Source organism: Paenibacillus sp. plas6 (assembly GCF_057221655.1).
This window is the reverse complement of record NZ_CM170151.1, coordinates 1-17,525: the sequence shown is the minus strand read 5'-3', so window position 1 is coordinate 17,525 and position 17,525 is coordinate 1. Positions and strand designations below refer to the sequence as shown.

10 protein-coding genes are annotated in these 17,525 nt (G+C 40.5%); all 10 read left to right on the top strand.

Annotated elements, in window-relative coordinates; genetic code table 11:
* Positions 1-3 precede the first annotated feature (3 nt).
* The 10 genes from AC2TDL_RS00050 (at position 4) to AC2TDL_RS00005 (ending at position 17,497) form a co-directional block, all read left to right on the top strand.
* The gene (locus AC2TDL_RS00050; protein WP_484697868.1) at positions 4-3,630 is read left to right on the top strand and encodes a dynamin family protein; all 3,627 of its coding nucleotides are present in this window, start codon (positions 4-6) and stop codon (positions 3,628-3,630) included.
* Between the two features lie 311 nt (positions 3,631-3,941).
* Positions 3,942-5,708 (top strand): ABC transporter ATP-binding protein, encoded by a 1,767-nt coding sequence (locus AC2TDL_RS00045; protein WP_484697867.1) that lies wholly within the window; start codon positions 3,942-3,944, stop codon positions 5,706-5,708.
* A gap of 70 nt (positions 5,709-5,778) precedes the next feature.
* The gene (locus AC2TDL_RS00040; RefSeq protein ID WP_484697866.1) at positions 5,779-7,611 is read left to right on the top strand and encodes an ABC transporter ATP-binding protein; all 1,833 of its coding nucleotides are present in this window, start codon (positions 5,779-5,781) and stop codon (positions 7,609-7,611) included.
* A gap of 115 nt (positions 7,612-7,726) precedes the next feature.
* Entirely contained in the window at positions 7,727-8,902 is a 1,176-nt protein-coding gene (gene purT, locus AC2TDL_RS00035) for a phosphoribosylglycinamide formyltransferase 2 (RefSeq protein WP_484697864.1), read from the top strand.
* Between the two features lie 32 nt (positions 8,903-8,934).
* The gene (locus tag AC2TDL_RS00030; RefSeq protein ID WP_484697863.1) at positions 8,935-9,225 is read left to right on the top strand and encodes a YqkE family protein; all 291 of its coding nucleotides are present in this window, start codon (positions 8,935-8,937) and stop codon (positions 9,223-9,225) included.
* 177 nt (positions 9,226-9,402) lie between these two features.
* On the top strand, positions 9,403-10,599 hold the full coding sequence (locus tag AC2TDL_RS00025) for a M14 family metallopeptidase (protein ID WP_484697861.1): 1,197 nt from the start codon (positions 9,403-9,405) through the stop codon (positions 10,597-10,599).
* A 402-nt stretch (positions 10,600-11,001) separates the two neighbouring features.
* A complete protein-coding gene (parE, locus tag AC2TDL_RS00020; protein WP_484697860.1) occupies positions 11,002-12,966 on the top strand; it encodes a DNA topoisomerase IV subunit B in 1,965 nt (654 codons plus the stop codon).
* A gap of 27 nt (positions 12,967-12,993) precedes the next feature.
* Positions 12,994-15,456, top strand: coding sequence for a DNA gyrase subunit A (gene gyrA, locus AC2TDL_RS00015; protein WP_484697859.1), 2,463 nt, complete (start codon positions 12,994-12,996; stop codon positions 15,454-15,456).
* A gap of 250 nt (positions 15,457-15,706) precedes the next feature.
* Positions 15,707-16,159 carry a MarR family winged helix-turn-helix transcriptional regulator gene (locus AC2TDL_RS00010; protein ID WP_484697858.1) on the top strand — a complete coding sequence of 151 codons (453 nt, stop codon included), beginning with the start codon at positions 15,707-15,709 and terminating at the stop codon, positions 16,157-16,159.
* A 105-nt stretch (positions 16,160-16,264) separates the two neighbouring features.
* Complete coding sequence (locus AC2TDL_RS00005) at positions 16,265-17,497, top strand: MFS transporter (protein WP_484697856.1); 1,233 nt, start codon at positions 16,265-16,267, stop codon at positions 17,495-17,497.
* The last annotated feature ends 28 nt before the right edge of the window (positions 17,498-17,525 follow it).

Sequence of the window (17,525 nt, the reverse complement as noted above, 5' to 3'; positions counted from 1 at the left end):
ATAATGGTGACTGACAATTTGCTTGAGAAACTTGATAAAATCTCCAGTGAAATGTCCTCACATAACGATATGCTCCATGCTCAAAAGCTTCACGAGCTAAATAGTAAGCTGACCGAGAGTCAGCTTACTATTGCTTTATGTGGACATTTTTCTGCGGGTAAATCAACACTGCTGAATACGCTTTGCGGAGCGAAGCTGCTACCGTCTAGCCCGATTCCGACTAGTGCTAATGTCGTTACGATTAGCTATGGCGAAGAAAGTAAAGCAGTTGTTAAGGTATTAAGCAATGGTGAAATACGATATGATGAAGTAGCAATTGAGCAGTTGGATACGTATTGCAAGGATGGGGAAACCTATGTTTCTGTTCAACTTCAATACCCAAGTCCGCTATTAAAAAATGGTGTAGTTTTGTTAGATACACCAGGAATTGATTCCACAGATGCTGCGCATAAGCTGGCGACGGAGTCCGCTTTACATATGGCAGATGTCGTATTTTATGTGATGGATTACAACCATGTTCAGTCAGAAATTAATTTCTCATTTGCTAAAGAATTGCGTGAGTGGGGAAAGCCATTATATTTTATAGTCAATCAAATCGATAAGCATCGCGAGGAAGAGCTGAGCTTTGAGCAGTATGCACAAAGTGTTCATGATGCTTTTTTAGCTTGGCATCTTGAGCCGGCGGGGATACTCTATTTATCACTGCGCCAGCCAGATCATCCTCATCATCAATGGGAAAGCTTAATCAAGCTAATTCATGATTTACAGAAGCAACAGCAACAATTAACCCAGTACAGTGTATGGAATTCACTTGAGCATATAACACAAGATTATCTTGCAGGACAACTGGAAGCGCTTGAACCGCAAAAAGAGGAGTTGTTATCGCATATCGGTGGCTTGGAGCAGCTACATAGCTTAGAGCAACAGCAGCAAGAAGTAGAGAAGCAAATTGCTGCTATCTCAGAAAAAATCGAACAGTATCCGATGGAGAAACGAAAAGAGATCGAAAGTCTGTTAGATAATGCTAATATTACTCCTGCGCCATTACGTGATCTTGCACAGTTGTTTTTAGAAAGTCGCAAATCTGGTTTTAAAGCTGGCTTTTTAGCCTCAAAGCAAAAGACCGCAGCAGTCCAAGCTCAGCGCTTGCAAAGCTTTTATGAGGAGCTTATTAAGCTAACCGAAGCAGGAATTCATTGGCACTTGAACGCACTTCTGCGGCGTGAAGCAGAAGCTATTCAGTTTGATCAAGCGGAGCTTGAGCAACTGCTTAGTGAATTGCAGGCGGCAGCGCCAACAGAGCAAATGCTAATCGATACGATACATTCTGGAGCGACGATAAATAATGAATATACGTTGACTTATAGTAAAGATTTATCTGCTGCAATTAAAAGTCGTTATCGCAGAGCAGCATTGTCGATTATAGAACAGTTGTCAAAATCTTTAAGCAGTAAGCAAGAACAGCAGCTTGCCGATATAAAAGAGCAATATGCAGCAAATGTTGAAAAGCTGAAATTCGTTGCACAGTACCGTGAACTAGAACGACAGTATGAGCGCTATGCAGCACAGCTGCAGCAATGGCTATTGCCTAAGCAGCCAATGCCTGAATTGCCTCATCCAGAAAAGCTAGAGGAAGGCGTAAGCAACGGAATTAGTTTTGTAGAGGAAAAGGAGCAGCTTAATTTAGCTGAACTTTCAACAGCAGTGAAATATGCTAAAGCAATGAAAGGGAATCAAGACGGCGAAAGAGAGCAACTAGTTGAAGCGCTAGAGCTAGGAGCTAAGTGGCTTGCTGATATTGACGGCATGGAATCGATTTGTGAGGAGCTGCAAGAAAAGGCACGTCGTTTGAAGCAGCGCAGCTTTACGATTTCTTTATTTGGTGCATTTAGTGCTGGAAAATCATCATTAGCCAATGCTTTAATTGGAGAACGGTTATTGCCTGTTAGTCCTAACCCTACGACGGCAGCGATTAATAGCTTATTGCCGCCAGATGCTGAGCATCGGCATGATACGGCAACGATCTATATGAAATCATTAGATATTATGCTTGATGATATTTCTTATTCTTTAAAGCTGCTTGGATATGAGTTAATAGACGAGCAATGCCGAGACCAAAAATATTTATTTAAAATAATCCATTCGATTAAACCAGAGGATGTTCACAGCGGAGGCAGAGCCCATTATAGCTTTGTCAAAGCTGCAGCCCAAGGCTGGGCAGAACAGGAGCAATGGCTCGGAAAGCAAAGAAGTGTAGATCGCCAGCTTTATCAAGCATATGTTGCTGAGGAGCAGCGCTCATGCTTTGTTAGTGAAATTAAGTTTTATTATGATTGCCCCTTGACCCGAGCTGGCATTGTGTTGGTAGATACGCCAGGGGCTGATTCAGTCAATGCTCGTCATACAGGGGTTGCCTTTAATTATATTAAGAGTACGGATGCAATTTTATTTGTTACGTATTACAATCATGCGTTCTCTCATGCTGATAGTCAGTTCCTTGACCAGCTGGGACGAGTAAAAGACCAATTTGAATTAGATAAAATGTTCTTTATCGTCAATGCAGCAGATTTGGCAAGTGATGAGAAGGAATTGCAGGAAGTGATGGAGCATGTTGAGCGGAATTTGAATCGACATGGAATTATTGCTCCTCGCATGTTCCCGATTTCTAGCCTACGTGCAATTGAGGGCAAGTTAGCAAATGATAATGCAATGACAGAAGCATCAGGGATTAAAAGCTTTGAAGCTGTTTTTCATTCGTTTATTCATGATGAGCTTGGTTCACTTGCGGTACAATCTGCAAAACAAGAGCTTGAGCGCGCAGCGAATATTGTATCGCGTCTGCTTGATGGAGCACGCTCTGCGAAGCAGGATGCGGCAAGTCAAAAAATTCATATCGAGCGGCATTTGGAGCAGCTTGCTCAAGAAATTCATATGCACAAAGAGACAACTCTGCCAGCTTTAATGAAGCAAGAAATTGAGGAGTTAATGTACTATATTGTACAGCGCATTAGCTTTAGGTTTGGTGATTTTTATAATTATGCCTTTAATCCAGCATTGCTGAAGGAAGATGGCAGAGCGTTGGCGCAATCTGCATGGACAGCATGGCGGGAGCTGGAGCGCACTCTTGCATTAGAATTGCAGCAAGAGCTGCTTGCAACTACACTGCGGGTAGAACGTGCTCTTAATCTAGAGATCAATAAACTTGTCGGTAATATCGCTGCAAATGCAGTTAATCTGCTTTCAGGTTATCAGATGCAAAGTGAGCAAAAAATTGAGTTAGCTCAACCGATTCAACCTGCCGACTGGAGCGGAAATGAAATTTCTGCAAAATGGATTTCTAGCCGTATAAAATCGGCAAAGCAGTTTTTTGAAGGGGACGGGAAAACAAAGCTAAGAGGAGAACTTGAGGCCTATATTTTCCCTAACATTGAAGGTTGGATGAAAACTGTGCAATCTGCTTGGATTGAGCATTATGAGCATGAATGGCAGAGTGCATTAGCTGCTCAATTTGAACGTCTAAAAGGCAGCATTGACTTGTATGGAATGCAACAAATCCGCTTACTTGAAGATGAGAGCTTTGTATCGAAGCTTGAATCAGTGGATCAAAAAATGCAGCAGCTAATCCATTAGTAAAATCATGAAAATACGTGTTTAGTAAACATAATTGCAATTGTTCTCATATTGTGATGAAGCTTTCATTTTTCATATTGAAAAGTGAAAGCTTTTTTTTCGTCTTTTTGTGTGAAAATGTGCAAAAATGAAGGAATTTGCACATAAAAGCAATTGTTAGCCATCATTTAAGAGTAAATCATAATTATGTTCAAACATTTGCCAAATTAACACTCTACAGGAGAACTAATGCAGATGTTTGCTGTTTGCTGATCAAGATGGGAGTTGTTACTATATCATTCATACTTTAATAAAAGTGAGGAGTGACCATCTTGGAAATACTGAGGCAACTCAAGGAATTCTATGCAGCAGAGAAAAAACTGATTGTTGGGGCAATACTTTTTCTTGTGCTTGCGACAGGTATTGGACTTATTCAGCCTTACCTAGTAAGTTATCTGATTGACTCTATTATTATTCCAGCGAATTATGAAATGGTAGCACCAATTGCCCTGTCTGTTGTAGGAGTCGTTTGCTTAAAGGCACTAAACCAATTTTTGCATGGTTTTTGCGGTGGCAGACTTGGAAACCGTGTTGCAACGAAGATGAGAAACAGACTATATGAGAAATTGAACACATTATCTTCTCAGTATTATGATAAGGCAAAAACAGGAGATTTAATGTCTCGCTTAACTGCAGATTTAGAAGCAATTCGAAACTTTATCGGATTTGGTCTTGCTCAATTATTGAATGTGTTTTTTATGGTTGTACTTGGCGGAGGAATGATGCTGGCAATTAACTGGAAGCTGACATTAATTACACTTTTGCCAGTGCCTGTGTTACTTTTCCTAGCATTTCGTTTTGAGTTGCAAATTCATCCCATTTTCCGTGAAATGCGAAAAGCAATGAGTAACTTAACTACAGCAGTGCAGGAAAATATTACAGGTGTTCGTACTGTAAAATCATATGCACAAGAAGACTATGAGGTACGTAAGTTTTCAGATCGCAACGAGCAGTTTCGCAGTAATCAAATTGAAGCTTCATCCAAATGGGCATTCTATTTTCCAGTCATCGAATGGATAGCTAACCTGTGTGTTATTATCTTGTTTATTGTTGGCGGGATTATGGTCATTAACGGAAGCTTTTCTCCAGGAAACTTTGTCGCTTTCTTTAGTTTAATATGGTACATTATAGGACCGATGTGGGGACTAGGTTTTCATATTAATAACTTTACACAATTTAAAGCATCTGGTGAACGAGTGCTTGCACTTTTAAGAGAGCCTATTCAAATTAAAAATAAGGACAACGCAATCAAGCTAAGTGGTAAAGTAGTACGCGGTGATGTTAGATTTAATGACGTTACCTTTAATTACCCTGACAAAAAGCCAGCGATTCAAAATATTACTATCGACGCACCGGCTGGTTCAGTTATTGGTTTGCTTGGACCTACAGGCTCAGGTAAATCAACGATTATTCAACTGTTAATGCGCGCTTATGATGTGAAAAAGGGCTCGATTACAGTAGATGGAATAGATATTCGAGACCTTGATGTTGCTTCATTGCGCACTATTATAGCGCCTGTGTTCCAAGAAACGTTTTTATTCTCGGCAACTATTCGTGACAATATTGCTTACGGAATAAGTAATGTTTCGGATGAGCAAATCATAGAGGCTGCGAAGCTTGCAAAAGCTCATGACTTTATTATGGAGATGCCAGAAGGCTATGACACAGTTGTCGGTGAGCGCGGTATGGGCTTATCTGGCGGACAAAAGCAGCGCATTGCGATTGCACGAGCATTTATTAAAAATCCAAGAATTCTTATCTTAGATGATGCAACGAGTGCAGTAGATATGGAAACTGAGCATGAGATCCAAGCAGGCTTTAAGCAGCTTATGGCTGGCAGAACAACATTTATTATTGCACATCGGATCTCATCACTGCGTTTTGCCGATGAAATTATCGTACTTAATGAAGGACAAATCGTTCAGCGCGGAACGCATGATCAGCTAGTTAAACAAGCTGGACCGTATCGTGATACTTATCAGATTCAATACGCAGATTTTCCAAGTGAGCTGGAGACAGCCTTGAATCTTAAGGCGTAATTAACGAGGAAGTAAACTTTTTGTATTAAGTTGTTTTTGAATTGAAAACGAACGATAAAAAAGGTTTGAGGTGAGAAGCTTGGCTAATAAGGCAAATGCGAGTGAGTCTGTTAAACGTGATCGCTTTGTATATACAGATGATAATGAAATTGAAAAAAGTTTTAACTGGGAGCAGATGCGAAGATTGTATACGTACATGAAACCGTATAAGCTTGAGCTTATCCCAGTCATTATAATGATGATTATTGGAACGCTTACGCGATTAGGCGTGCCGCTTTTAATTTACTATGCAATCGACCATATTATATTGCCAGAAACAGGATCAGGAGATAAAGTGCACCTGTGGCTGCTTGGATTGCTTATGCTTGGCATGTACATTATTCAAATGATAACGACACGCTATCGCATTATAAAAACTAATGTGATTGGTCAAAAGGTGCTATACGATATTCGCAGTCATATTTTTACCCATATTCAAAAGCTTAGCTTTCGCTTTTTTGATAAAAGACCAGCTGGCTCGGTATTAGTACGTGTGACCAACGACGTTAACTCATTACAGGATCTATTTACGAATGGCGTAGTCAATCTTTTAATGGATATTATTCAGCTTGCCGGCATTATCGTTATTTTGCTAGTGATGAACTTTAAACTAGGCATTGCAGTTATGGTTACAGTGCCAATCATGTTTTTTATTTCAACATCGCTACGGAAAAAAATTCGCTACGCATGGCAAGAAGTGCGCATGAAAAACTCGCGTATTAATTCACATTTGAATGAGAGCATTCAAGGGATGAAAGTTACGCAAGCATTTGTCCAGGAAAAGAATAATATTGAATTTTTTAAGCAAATGAACGATTCAAATCTAAAATCTTGGAATCGTGCTTCAGCTCTTAACCAAAGCTTTGGTCCTATTATTGAAATAACAGCAGCGGTTGGTGCATGTATTCTCTATTGGTACGGTACGTATTTAATTAAAAATGATATGTTTACTGTCGGCTTATTAGTTGCTTATTCGACGTATATGTCTCATTTCTGGGAGCCAATTAACCGTTTAGGGCAGCTTTATTCTCAGTTGCTTGTAGCCATGGCTTCATCTGAACGTATTTTTGAATTAATTGATGAGCAGCCAAATGTACCTGAAAAAGCAGAGGCAAAGCCGTTATCGCAAATAAAAGGAAATGTTTCCTTTGAAAACATTGTGTTTGCGTATGATTCTGATCGTCCAGCCTTAAAGGGAATTTCAATTGACGTCAAAGCAGGGCAATCGATCGCGCTTGTTGGTCACACTGGCTCAGGTAAAAGTACAATTATTAATTTACTATGTCGTTTCTATGATCCTGTTCAAGGAAGAATTACAATTGATGGAATTGACATTCGAGATGTAACCCTTGAAAGCTTGCGCAAGCAGGTTGGTTTAGTTATGCAGGATACATTTATTTTCTCAGGTACGATTCGCGATAATATTCGCTACGGCAAATTAGATGCAACGCATGAAGAAATTGTAGAGGTTGCTAAGGCGGTTAATGCTCATGATTTCATTATGAATTTACCTGATGGCTATGATACACAAGTAGAGGAGCGGGGAAATGTATTATCAATGGGTCAGCGCCAATTGCTTTCCTTTGCAAGAGCACTTTTGTCTAATCCAAAAATTTTAATTTTGGATGAAGCAACGGCTAGCATTGATACGGAAACCGAGCAAAAAATTCAAGAGGCGCTGAAAGTATTGCTAAAAGGCAGAACTTCGTTTATGATTGCACATCGACTTTCAACGATACGTAATGCCGATGAGATTATCGTGCTTGATCACGGTAAAATTGTTGAGCAAGGCAATCATGATCAGTTAATGGAAAAACAAGGCGTTTATTATGGACTTATTCAAGCTCAGTATCGTTTTGTTTAACACTTTTTAACCTTGATAAGGTTGCTTTTTTGACAAATTCCCTCAATAATGAAGAAATAGTGAGCGTTTTTTCATGACTGACATTAATCGGAAAGTTTGAGGAGGAATATTGTTAATGTATGGAGCGCCTTATTCATCACAGGCTAAAAAAATGTTGCTGTTAGGTTCTGGTGAGCTAGGAAAAGAAGTTGTTATAGAGGCTCAGCGATTAGGAGTAGAAACGATTGCTGTAGATCGATATGCGCATGCACCAGCTATGCAAGTCGCACATCGTTACTATGTCACTAATATGCAAGACGGAGCTATGATTCGCGAAATTATTGAAAAGGAAAAGCCAGATTACATTGTTTCTGAAATCGAAGCAATTGCTACAGATACATTAGTTGAGCTAGAGGCAGAAGGTTATCACGTAGTACCAACAGCACGTGCAGCTAAGCTGACGATGGATCGTGAAGGAATTCGTCGCTTAGCTGCAGAGGAGCTAAAGCTGCCGACTGCACCTTATCGCTTTGCTGATTCACTTGAGCAGTTAAGAGCGGCTGCATTAGAGCTTGGCTTTCCTTGTGTTATTAAGCCGATAATGAGCTCGTCTGGTAAAGGACAAAGTGTATGCCACAGCGAAGCAGAGATTGAGCAATGTTGGACGTATGCGATGGAAGGTGGTCGCACCCAAAAGGGACGAGTAATTGTCGAAGGCTTTATTTCATTTGAATCGGAAATTACGTTACTTACCGTTCGTTCAGTATCTGGAACTAGCTTCTGTAATCCAATAGGTCATGTACAGCGAGACGGTGACTATATCGAATCGTGGCAACCTCATGCGATGAGTGAAGCGCAAATACATGAAGCACAGCAAATTGCTCGTACGATTACAGATGCCCTTGGCGGCTACGGAATCTACGGTGTTGAATTATTTTTAACAAAGGATGGCGTTTTGTTCAGCGAGGTCTCACCGCGTCCGCATGATACTGGAATGGTTACGATGGCTTCACAGGATTTATCACAGTTTGCTTTGCATGTACGGGCGATCTTAGGCTTTCCGATTCCAACGATACGTCAGTTAACCCCAGCGGCAACACATACATTAAAGGCAACTGAAGAAGCTAAAGAATTTAAAATTGGCGGAATAGAGGAGGCCTTATCAATTCCAAATACTTCAGTTCGCGTATTTGGCAAACCAGAAACGAAGGTCGGTCGTCGTATGGCGGTTGCACTTTCTAGTGCTGATTCTGTTAAGGAGGCAAGAAGCCTGGCAAGTAAAGCAGCAGCAGCGTTAAATATTCAATACTAAGCAAGTTTATTATGATGTACTAGGTGATTACAATGGGCAAGAAGCAAAAAAAACAAAGCAGTCAGCATGCGAGATCATTTTCAAATCAGGCGAAGGAAAAAGAAGTTCAGTCTAGCGGAGCAAGCTTAAAAGATTTGCTTGACGGTGATACGCTTGCTAAGCTAAAAGCGCAAGCAGAACAAGTTAAACAGGCAGAAACAGCTAGATTAAAAGCTGAAGCTGAGCGTAAAGCAGCAGAAGAGCGAGCTGAACGTGAACGATTAGAAAATGATTTCAGCTACTTACTAGAAAACTCTGATCCAAACTGGAGTAAATACAAATAGCAAATTGTTGTAAGCAGTGACTTTCATGCATGTGCTGCATCTAGTCGCTAGGAGCTGTTCCTCGCGATTAGGTGCAGCTTTTTTTATTTAAGAATGAAAATTTGACAGCAGATATGGAACACTTTCTAGGCATTTGTCATAGGCTAGTGAAGAATGTACTTGAGAGGGATGATGGAGATGCAAATTGCTGTACGACCAGGCGACACGCTTTGGGGCTATAGTGTAATGTTCGATGTGCCGCTTCAGCTAATTATAGACAGCAATCCTTCAATCGGAAATACTTTGCAAGTAGGTGATCTCGTTCAAATTCCCGGCTACGTTTGGCATGAGTACACCGTACAAGCAGGAGATACATTATGGCAAATTGCACGGCGAAATAATATTCCATTAAATCTGTTATTGCAAAGCAATCCAACGTTAGAAACAGAACAGCTTCAAATTGGTACAAAAATTATGTTGCCACAACGAATAACGGAAGGTGTAATCAGTGGCAACAAAAATTACACATATGAGCAATTATTGCAGGATATTGAGCGGTTGCGTCAAATATATCCATTCTTAACGATGCGAAGCATCGGAAAAAGTGTAATGGGTAAAGATATTATCGAACTGCGTGTCGGTAACGGACCATCTGAAATACATGTGAATGCTGCTATGCATGCAAATGAATGGATTACGGCTGGAGCGCTAATGCAGTTTATTAGTGATTTTCTGTTAGCTGTTACAAATAGCCAACCATTAAGCGGACAATACGTTTATCCGCTTTACACGATGAATACAATGTCCTTTGTGCCAATGGTAAATCCTGACGGCGTGAATCTTGTTATAAATGGTGCTCCGTGGGAGGAGCCATATCGCTCACAAGTGCTGCAAATTAACGGAGGATCAAGCGATTTCTCTGGCTGGAAGGCGAATATTCGCGGTGTCGATTTAAATAAGCAGTTTCCTGCACTATGGGAAGTAGATGCGGTAAAAGGACCGCAGCAGCCAGCTCCGCGTGATTATTCTGGTGAAGCTCCATTAACTGAACCTGAGGTGCAAGCAGTTGCTGAGCTAACGAGAGAGCGCAGCTTTAATCGAGTTGTAGCTCTCCATACACAAGGTCAAGAAATTTATTGGGGTTTCCAAGGCTTAGAGCCGCCTGAATCAGAAATTTATGCAGCTCGAATGGCCGCAGCGAGCGGATATAAAGCAGTTCGTTCAGTAGACAGTACTGCAGGATATAAAGATTGGTTTATTCAAGATTGGCGCAGACCAGGCTTTACGATTGAGCTCGGGCTAGGTCAAAATCCATTGCCGCTTTCACAATTTCCGAGCATTGCACAAGCAGCAACGAGTATTATTTTGGAAGTGATGAAAAGTGCGTATAGTTAATGCAGTGTAGCCAAACGCTATCTGTGCATGAAACTTTCTGTCGAACGCACGGGCTCTTCTTTGCAGCGGATGCTTACATCTAAAGTAAAATAATGAAGGAAGCATCCGCTGTAAATAGTAAGAGGACGCTTGAAAATTTTTAGACGATGGTTTTAGATTAAGCATGATCCGTCTAATCGTCTTACTTGCATAAAATGATTTATTAATTTAGAATATATGTTCGTATTCTGCTAGTTGGTTTATTGGTCAAAAGTACTATTTTTACATTACATGGCAGGTTAATGTTTGCTATCTTATCGGTTTTCGTTTTATATTGAAAGTATTGTTGCTTTACGTGAACCGTTATTTACACTAAAATACTAAAAGATATGACAAAGCGTGGTTGTTGATTGGGGGAAGATCATGAAGGAACAATTGGATCTTTTTAATATTACTGAACAGGAAAAGCAATACGGTGCTGATGATATTCAAATTTTAGAGGGCTTAACAGCAGTACGTAAGCGTCCTGGTATGTATATAGGCAGTACTGGCAATTCAGGTTTGCACCATTTAGTATGGGAAATTGTCGATAATGCAGTGGACGAGCATTTAGCGAAGTTTTGTACTGCGATCGATGTTACGATACATAAAAATGGCGCAATTACCATTATCGATAATGGCCGGGGTATTCCTACGGGGATGCATAAATCCGGTATTCCAACACCACAGGTTGTATTTACAATACTACACGCTGGAGGCAAGTTCGGCGGTGGCGGCTATAAAAAATCTGGCGGCTTGCATGGTGTAGGTGCATCGGTAACAAATGCGCTTTCCGAGTTTTTAGAGGTAGAAATTTATCGTGAAGGCAAAATCTTTAAACAACGCTTTGAATATTGGGTCGATGATCAAGGGAAAGAACATGTCGGTGAGCCTGTCACAGGACTAGAAGTGATCGGAAATACGAATAAAACTGGGACAAAGGTAACTTTTAAACCTGACATTCGAGTGTTCCAGAATGGAATTTCGTTTAACTATGATACATTGGCAGAGCGCTTGCAGGAGATCGCCTTTCTAAACTCAGGCTTAAAAGTTAGTCTTAAGGATGAGCGAACAGGTTCAAGCGATGTTTTTCATTATGAAGGCGGCGCTAGTCAATTTGTTGAATTTCTTAATGAAAATAAAACGGTATTACATGATGTCATCCATTTTACAGGCGAAAAAGATGATATTGAGGTTGAAGTTGCCTTCCAATATAATGACGGCTATACAGAGACGATTGCATCCTTTGTTAACTCTATTCCAACTCGCGGTGGCGGTACGCATGAGACTGGATTTAAAACTGCCTATACTCGTGTTATGAATGATTACGCACGCAAGGTAGGAATTTTGAAGGAAAAGGATAAAAATCTTGATGGCAATGATTTGCGCGAAGGTATGATTGTTGTTATTAATATAAAAATGGCAGAGGTAGAGTTTGTTGGGCAAACGAAAGATCAATTAGGCAGCTCCTCAGCTCGTGGTGCGGTTGATACAATTGTCGCAGAACGAATGAATGTATTTCTGGAGGAAAATCCACAAACTGCGCAAGCTTTATTGAAAAAAGCGGTACAGGCGGCTAAAGCACGCGAAGCTGCACGAAAAGCGCGTGAAGAAATTCGTTCAGGCAAAAAACGTAGTGAGGGCTCTAATTTAGGTGGTAAGCTTACTCCAGCACAATCAAAGGATTTTAGTCGCAATGAGCTTTTTATTGTTGAGGGTGATTCAGCGGGTGGTTCAGCTAAGCAAGGCCGTGATTCTAAGCATCAAGCGATCTTACCGCTTAAAGGTAAGCCGATGAATCCTGAAAAAGCAAAGCTAGCAGATATTTTGAAAAATGATGAGTATCGTGCGATTATCAATGCGATAGGCGCAGGTGTTGGCTCTGAATTTGAAGTTGAAGAAAGTAACTACAGTAAAATTATTATTATGACGGATGCCGATACGGATGGTGCACATATTCAGGTGCTGCTGCTTACGTTTTTCTATCGTTATATGCGCCCGCTTATTGATAGTGGTCGAGTATATATTGCTCAACCGCCGCTATATAAAATTACGAAAAAATCAGGCAAGCTAAATACAGTTCGCTATGCTTGGACGGATGAACAATTGCAAAATTATATTAAGGAAATGAAAAATTATGAATTGCAGCGCTACAAAGGTCTTGGCGAAATGAATCCTGAGCAGCTATGGGAAACGACAATGAATCCAGAAACGAGAACGCTTCTGCAAGTGCAAATTGAAGATGCAGCAAAAGCCGAACGCCGTGTATCTACATTAATGGGCGATAAAGTTGATCCGCGTAAGCGCTGGATTATTGAAAATGTCGACTTTACTGAATATGAGGAGTAATGATAATTGTTGTAAGGAGAGACGCAAATGGATGCACTAGAACAGTTTTTACCGGCGTTTCTTGAGGAGGTCGTTGGTGACCGCTTTGGGCGCTATTCAAAATATATTATTCAAGATCGTGCAATTCCCGATGTACGCGATGGTTTAAAGCCTGTACAGCGTCGTATATTGTATGCAATGTATGATGCAGGTAATACCCCTGACAAGCCATATCGCAAGTCTGCTAAAACGGTAGGGGATGTAATGGGGAATTATCATCCGCATGGCGACTCCTCGATTTACGAGGGGATGGTCAGAATGGCTCAACCATGGAAGATGGGACATCCGCTAATTGATGGGCACGGAAACTGGGGATCACAGGATGACGATCCAGCAGCAGCAATGCGCTATACAGAGGCGCGTTTATCAAAAATAGCGATGGAGCTATTGCGCGACATTGAAAAGCGAACAGTTTTATTTAAAGATAACTTTGATAATACAACGAAGGAACCAGTTGTCTTGCCAGCTCGTTTCCCTAACCTATTGGTTAACGGTGTCAGTGGAATTTCCGCTGGCTTTGCTACAGAGATTCCGCCGCATCATTTGGGAGAGGTAATTGATGCGAGCATAGCTTACATGAAAAATCCTAACATTACACTTGATGAAATGATGCAGATTGTAAAGGGACCAGATTTTCCTACAGGCGGCATCATTATGGGCGGCGACGGTATTCGTGAGGCATATGAAAAAGGTAAAGGTCGTATTTATATCCGTTCTAAGACGAGTATCGAAACATTGCGTGGCGGAAAGCAGCAAATTGTTATTACCGAAATTCCTTATCAAGTAGTGAAGTCGCGTCTTGTTACAGCAATGGAAAATATTCGCCTTGAGAAAAAGGTTGAAGGTATTGCAGAAGTTCGTGATGAAAGTGGACGTAACGGTCTAAGAATCGTTGTAGAGCTTAAAAAAGATGCAGACGCAAACGGTATTCTTGCATATTTGTTGAAAAAAACTGACTTGCAAGTTACATATAACTTTAATATGGTAGCGATTGTTAATAAAGCGCCGCAGCAGTTAGGATTAATTGGAATTATTGCTGCTTATGTTGATCATCAAAAAGAAGTTGTAACAGAACGAACTAAATATGATCTTGAAAAGGCAGAGGATCGCGCTCATGTTCTTGAAGGCTTAGTTAAGGCGCTAAATATACTTGATGATGTCATCGCTACTATTAAAGCTTCGAAAAACCGTGCAGATGCTAGTGCGAACTTAATCAATAAATTTGAATTTACAGAGCGTCAAGCTGATGCGATCCTTACTTTGCAGCTTTATCGCTTAACCAATTTAGAGATTACAGGTCTAGAAAAAGAGCATGCAGACACGCTCAAAAAGATTAAGCAATTACGCTCAATTTTAGAGAGCGAGAAAAAGCTGCTTAGTGTCATTGAACAAGAGTTAACAGAAATTAAAAATACGTACAGCATTGAGCGCCGTTCTGAAATTCAATCTGAAGTTGAAGAATTAAAAGTGAACCTTGAGGTGCTAGTAAATGCTGAGGATGTGCTGTTAACGTTCAGTCATGAAGGATATGTAAAACGTACAAGCATGCTTTCCTTTACTCGTTCTGGCGGTGAATTGGATAGTGCAGGAGTGAAGGAAGGAGACGTAATTACCCACTGCTTGTCCGTTAATACGTTAGACAATTTACTATTGTTTACGAAAAACGGTCAATACTTCCTGCTTCCTGTGCATCAGGTTCCTGAGTTTAAATGGAAGGATACGGGAACGGCGATTGTTAACGTTATTCCTTTACCGAAGGACGATAGCATCGTATCGATTATTCCAGTGAAGGACTTTAATCGTGATCAGTCTCTCGTATTCGTTACGAAGCGGGGACAAGTGAAGCGTACCGAGTTGAAGGAATATGCAACGACAAGATCAACAGCAATTGTAGCTTGTAAGCTGTCCGCTGGGGATGAGGTCGTTGAAGTGGCACTTAGTGATCAATCTAAGCAATTAATGCTAATTACTGCACAAGGAATGTCGATACGTTTCTATGAAAATGAAGTTAACAGTATGGGACGAAGTGCAGGTGGAGTAAAAGGAATACAGCTTAAGGCGGAGGATGAAGTGATTGCTGCGCTTTGGGTAGATAATGATGAAGGCGAAGTGCTTGTTGTTTCTGATTTAGGCTATGGCAAACGCACACTGCTGCTTGATTACCCAATCCAAGCTCGCGGTGGGAAAGGTGTGCAGACCTTTGAATTTAAAGAAGGTAAGCGTGTCCGCAGCAACGGAGATCGATTATATGCTGCCTTCTATTGTCGTGAAGCGCTAGATCTTGCTGGATATTCGACTAAGGGGAACAAGCAAACGATAAATACAGATAAAACGCCAATTGAGGAACGTAAGTCTATTGGTAAACAGTTATTTAATTTGGATAAAGATGAGCAATTGCTGCAAGTCATTTCGTTGACTGACCGCATACATCAACCAAGCACCGAAAGTTAAACGATAAAAGCATCCTGTTGATGTACTGAAGTTTTACGTTTAAGAAACGTTAGAGGTTCAGTTCATCGGCGGGATGTTTTCTTTTATGTCAAATTTCGCAGCTAACTCGACAAACGATTGTAAGAATAGCAAAAACGTTTACGCAATCTATCATTTTTTAGCGCAAATTATTAATAGCGTTAATCTTTCTTTCGACATTTTCAATTAGTATAATAATAGATAGAGACTACGACGGAAAGTTGGTGGTAATTTGATCGTTGAAGATTTCGCAAAATTGTGGAATAAGCTTTCTCGAGATTGGAAGCTCGCGCTTGAACAAGAACTGGCACCATTAACCGAAAGTCAACTACATATTTTAGAGCTTTTGCTCGAGTCTAACGCAATGAAGCCTTCTGATTTTGTCCAACATCTATCTACAACTCCAGCGGCAATTACAACGATACTAGACCGCATGGAGAGAAATGGATTAATTACACGTGATCGAGATGAGCACGATCGTCGAGTTGTATGGATTAATGTTACCGAAAAGGGTTTTGCTGAAGCTGTTCGAGGCTCGATGATACGAAAATCAGTTATAGAGCAATCGCTTGACCGCATTTCAAGTCATAATCAACAATTACTTGTATATTTACTTAGTAAAATTGCAAACCCTCCTGAATCCTCATCTTATAAAAAAGAAAATGATCGTATATCTAATGCTTAACGGAATGCCGCTGGACTGCTAATCGGCAAAACTGATTGGCGTGCAGCATTTTTTTTGCTTACGTTACAGCTTTCGCACACATGATAAGGGGAACGATAGAACAACATGACGACTAAAAGTACAAAGCATAATTACATTTGGCAATTACTAACTGTCTATTTGGGTTTTATTTTGTTTGGTCTGTCTGAAAATATTAAAGGACCAGCAATACCGCGTATGCAGCTTTCATTTCATTTGAATGAATCACAGATTGGAACATTGCTATCGCTTAATTCATTAGGCTATTTGCTTGCTTGTTCATTTACGGCACTGCTTGTGCGAAAAATAGGGATTAAACATACGACTAATATTGCTTTTGGGTCAATGCTGCTTTCAGGCGTGTTAATTTGGCTTTCTCACAATTATGCGCAGCTCATAGGTTCAACTTTTCTTCTCTATATTGGTAATGGCATACTAGAGATCGGTTTAGCAATATTAGCAGCACGAATTTTTACGCGCAATACAGGAACGATGATGAATTTAGCTCATTTCTTTTATGGGTTAAGCTCAATCGGCGCTCCATTATTAGCCACGGGATTGATGAGTATAAGTATCGCTGGACATCAGATTGATTGGGGAATTATGTATATGATCGTGCTGGCAGGCTCCTTAATCCCAATGATTCCAACATTTCTAGCTAAGTTTCCTGAAGATGAAGGGAATCAGGAGGAGCGCAAATCCTTTCGTACGCTGCTATCTGATCGAAGCTTATGGCTATTAATTGCAATTTTAACATTTGGCGTTGTTTCTGAGCTGTCTGTAGGTGGCTGGCTAGTCAACTATTTAGAGAAAACATATCAATGGAGCACGGTATCCGCTTCAAGTATGCTATCTTCATTTTTCATCGGGTTCTCTTTAGCAAGATTATTGCTTGGTCCTATTATCGATCGAATTGGCTATACACTATCAATTATTGTCGTATCGCTATTTGCAGCTATTTGTACATTTATTGCCGTATTAGGCGGAGAACATTTTGCGATTTTCTTTGCCCTGGCAGGGGCAGGAGTAGCGCCGATTTATCCGACCGTAATGGCATTTATCTCTAAACGTTATGCGAATGACAGCGATGTCGTTATTAGTGTCGTTGTTACGGTAATGGGAATAGGAACTGTGATCGGAAACTATCTGATTGGACTTATTGTAGAATTAGGGAAAAAGTTTTACGGCGGAGAAAGCCAGCTTGCGATAATGCGAGGCTATCAAGCGGGATATATATTTATTGGCTTATGTGCACTGATTTGCGCTGGATTGTCGCTTATTTTATATATTTATCTTAAAAAACGTAAGCAGCTTGTATAGAGATTGAATATAAGAAATTAATATGAAA

Bases quoted from the DNA above. Each gene is read 5' to 3' on its own strand.
- parE (WP_484697860.1), top strand. From the start codon at position 11,002: ATGAAGGAACAATTGGATCTTTTTAATATTACTGAACAGGAAAAGCAA.
- AC2TDL_RS00025 (WP_484697861.1), top strand. From the start codon at position 9,403: ATGCAAATTGCTGTACGACCAGGCGACACGCTTTGGGGCTATAGTGTA.
- purT (WP_484697864.1), top strand. From the start codon at position 7,727: ATGTATGGAGCGCCTTATTCATCACAGGCTAAAAAAATGTTGCTGTTA.
- AC2TDL_RS00005 (WP_484697856.1), top strand. From the start codon at position 16,265: ATGACGACTAAAAGTACAAAGCATAATTACATTTGGCAATTACTAACT.
- gyrA (WP_484697859.1), top strand. From the start codon at position 12,994: ATGGATGCACTAGAACAGTTTTTACCGGCGTTTCTTGAGGAGGTCGTT.
- AC2TDL_RS00030 (WP_484697863.1), top strand. From the start codon at position 8,935: ATGGGCAAGAAGCAAAAAAAACAAAGCAGTCAGCATGCGAGATCATTT.
- AC2TDL_RS00050 (WP_484697868.1), top strand. From the start codon at position 4: ATGGTGACTGACAATTTGCTTGAGAAACTTGATAAAATCTCCAGTGAA.